Source organism: Plantactinospora alkalitolerans (assembly GCF_015690345.1).
In the GTDB taxonomy this organism is placed as follows: domain Bacteria; phylum Actinomycetota; class Actinomycetes; order Mycobacteriales; family Micromonosporaceae; genus Plantactinospora; species Plantactinospora alkalitolerans.
Genome location: NZ_JADPUN010000163.1, coordinates 1 through 3,344 on the forward strand (window position 1 = coordinate 1; position 3,344 = coordinate 3,344).

A 3,344-nucleotide genomic window follows, 5' to 3' on the forward strand; every position below is an offset into this window, starting at 1 on the left:
GGTGAGCGGGATGGCCGCCTGGGCGGAGACGCCGTTGACCGTGACCGTGAGTCGCACCGATCCGCTGGGCCACAGCCCGGTCAGCCGGCCGGTGTCCGGGTCGAACCAGGCGGCGTGCCACGGTCGCAGCCCCCGCTTCGATCCGATGTGGAGGTTCGCCGAGCCGGACCAGTCGGCGCTCAGCGGAGCGGCGACCGGCACCTGACGACCGCCGGGCTGGGTGACCGTGGCCGTCACCGGCAGCGCCGAACCGGCCGGCAGGGCCGACGGCGCCGCCAGGGCGAGACTGTCCACATGGGCCCGGGTCTGCGCGCTCACCCACCGTGGCCCGTCCGCCAACCGATCCCGTCGGGCCGCCACCGACTCCGCCGGGCTCACCGGATCGACACCGAACATCGTCCAACCGGAGAATCCGCCGAGGTGCGGGGCCGTCGAAGGGTTCTTGCCGGCGTTCCCGTTGATCAGGTACGGCACGCCGTCGACCCGGTCGGCGTGGAAGGTGCCGACGTGTGCGCCGACGAACAGCGCGCCCTTGCCGGTGTCCCGCTGGAACTGCGCCAGCCACCGTTCCAGCAGCGCCGCCTCCTTGCGGTCGCCGAGCTGGCTCGCCCTGGCCGGCGTCGGATCCCGGGGCGCGTGGTGCTCCAGCACCACCACCGAGCCGATCGCGGGATTCCGGGCCGCCTCGTCGAGCGCCGTACGCAGCGACCGGACCTGGGCGAAACCGCCGCCACGCAGGCTGCCGGTCGAGGTGTCCAGGGTGACGAACCGGGTCCGGGTACCGCCACCGGCCGGAGTGTGGTCGAAGACCCGGGAGGTGTCCCCGAACACCGACCGGAAGTTCGTGATCGGGGCGCCCATGATCTCGTGGTTGCCCGGCACGTAGTAGTAGGGCAGCGTGCCGCCGAGTTCCTCGTCCAGGATCCGCTTCGCCAGCGCGAAGTCGGCCGGGTACGCGGTGTCCACGAAGTCACCGTTGATCACCAGGAAGTCCGGCCGGGCGGCGCGGACCTCGCGGAGCGTACGGCGGGCCTGGGCGACCAGGTCGCTGTCCGGATCGGCCGCGACGAACTGGGCGTCGGAGAGGACCGCGAACCGCCACGGCGCCCGGTCCACGGTGCCGTCGGTCAGCACCACCCGGTCGGTCCGAAGCGGCTCGGCCGGCGGGGTCACCTCGGGCGGCACCTTCGCGACGATGTCGTCGATGACCACCTCCCCGGTGTACGCCGCCGCCGCGTCGGTCTCCGCCACGTAGAACCGCCGGATCCGCACCGGGTACACCACCCCGGCCGGTACCGCCATCTCGACGTACCGCCAGCCGGTCCAGTCCAGGTACGGGCCGCGCAGCACGTGCTGCTGGTCCAGCGCGTCGTGCAGGTGCAGGCTCGGCCACTCACCGTTGCCGGCACTGTGGATCCACATTCCGAACGCCTGTGGCTGGCCGGCGACCGGGATGTAGGCGGGCGGGTCGGCGTACGCGGCCCGGGTGCCGGTGGACTGGCCGAAGTCGTACGACAGTTTCAGGCCGGTGCCGGTCCGGCCCGGCACCGGCGTCGCCGATCCGGTGGCGCGGGCCGCGCTGAACCGCCACGACGCCGCGTCGTCGAACATCGCCACCGGTACGTCGGTGAGCCCGACGGTCACCGGCACGACGGTGCTGGTCCCGCCGACCCGCACGGTGACCAGTCCGGCGCCGCTGTCGACCAGGGCCCGCGCCGAGAGGCTGCCGTCCCCGGTCGGAGTGATCTCCAGCAGTTCCCGGTCGTACTCCAGCCGCACGTCGGCCGGCTCGATCGGCGCGGTGTTCCCCTCGGCGTCGTAGCCGACCACGCCGAACGTTCCGGTGCCGCCCGCACCGGGCAGCCCGACCTTGTCGACGGTTCCGTCGATCCGGGCCAGCGGCCCGAGCACCGTCAGCGCCAGTTCGCCCCTTGCCCGGCCCCGGGCGGCGGTGACGTTGGCCTCGCCGGGTAGCCGGGCCCGGAACACCCCGGCGGAGTCGACGGTGCCCCGGGTCGCCGGGTCGACCCGCCAGCTCGGCCTGCCGGCCGCCGGCCCGTAGGTCTCGTCGTAGCCGGCCGCGCTCAGCCGCCGGGTCAGGCCGGGAAAGACCCGATCCGGCCGCCCGCCGCGCACCGGACCGATCCCCGGCGCCGTCGTCGGATCGAGCACGGTCTTCACCCAGTACGCGGTCAGCCGGCCGCTCCCCTGCGGGGCGTACAGCGCCAGGCCGTTCGGCACCGGACGTTCCGAGCCGTCCGACGGGGCGTTCTCCACCCGTACCGCCGGTTGGCCGGGTTCCCGGGCGAGCAGGGTGGACGAACCGCCACCGTCGAGGTTGAGTGCGTGATGCGCGCCGAGTTCGGCCATCATCGCGCCGAGTTCGGTGAGCGTCACGCCCCGGCTGTCGGCCTGCCGCCCGTCCACGGTGAGCAGGTACATCTTCCGGCCGTCGGCGGAGAACCCGACCGCGGTCCGGGGTTCGGAGTTGACGTCGCCGATGTTCTGCGCCACCCCGTCCCGGACCAGTACGCGGTTGCCGCCGATCGCGGCACGCAGCGTGCTTCCGTCGGAGGGCTTGGGCGCGTACGCGATGTCGACCCGGTCGCCGGGGTGCAGTGTCGCGAGCGCGTCGGCGCCGGCCTCCCGGCCGAGCAGGATCGTCGTACCGGCGGGGACGGGGCCGCTGCCGGCGGCGTCGGCCACCGTGCCGACCCGACCGCCGACCACGGTCACCTCGGTGACCCGGCCGGCGCCCTCGACCGCCCGGTGCCGGGGGTACGACCCCCAGAGCGGGGTGAAGACCCCGACGCCACCGGGAACGACCATGTTGTTGAACTGGGTGAGCGGAACCGGCCCGCTCGGCAGGGTGGCGGTGCCGTCGAAGTGCACCTGGACGATCCGTCCCACGCCCTCGGCGGTCACCCCGGCCGCCTCGACGTGCCCGGCGACGGGCGACTGGATGAGCTGGCCCCGCTGGATGCCGATGCCCTGGGCCGCGCCCGAGTTGTTGATGTCGAAGAAGTCGCCGTTGACGGCGGCCACCGCGCCGGCCCGGTCGACCGCCTGCCGCAGCGGTTCGGCCTTGGCCACCTCGCCGGAGTTGACGTAGTCGACGCTGAGTCCGCCGGTCAGGTCGGCGGTGAGCGCGTCGGCCCGGAGCCAGCCGTTGGCGTCGAACCGGTCGTACGAGGTCAGGTCGAGTCCGGGCGCGACGGGTCGGGTTCGGCTGTCCGTCTCGATTCCGTCGGCGGCGGCGACCGCGGCCGGGCTGGACGACGGGGAGCCGGACGAGGAGGCGCGCGGGCTTTCGTCGGCGGCGGTGCCGGTGCCCGGGATCGGGG

The 3,344-nt window shown here is 74.1% G+C and carries 1 protein-coding gene; it reads right to left on the minus strand.

Translation table 11 applies throughout. From position 1 onward, the window contains the following. On the minus strand, nt 1–3,339 hold a 3,339-nt coding region (locus I0C86_RS16875; protein ID WP_323373687.1), incomplete at its 3' end, for a phosphodiester glycosidase family protein. Nucleotides 3,340–3,344: the final 5 nt, after the last annotated feature.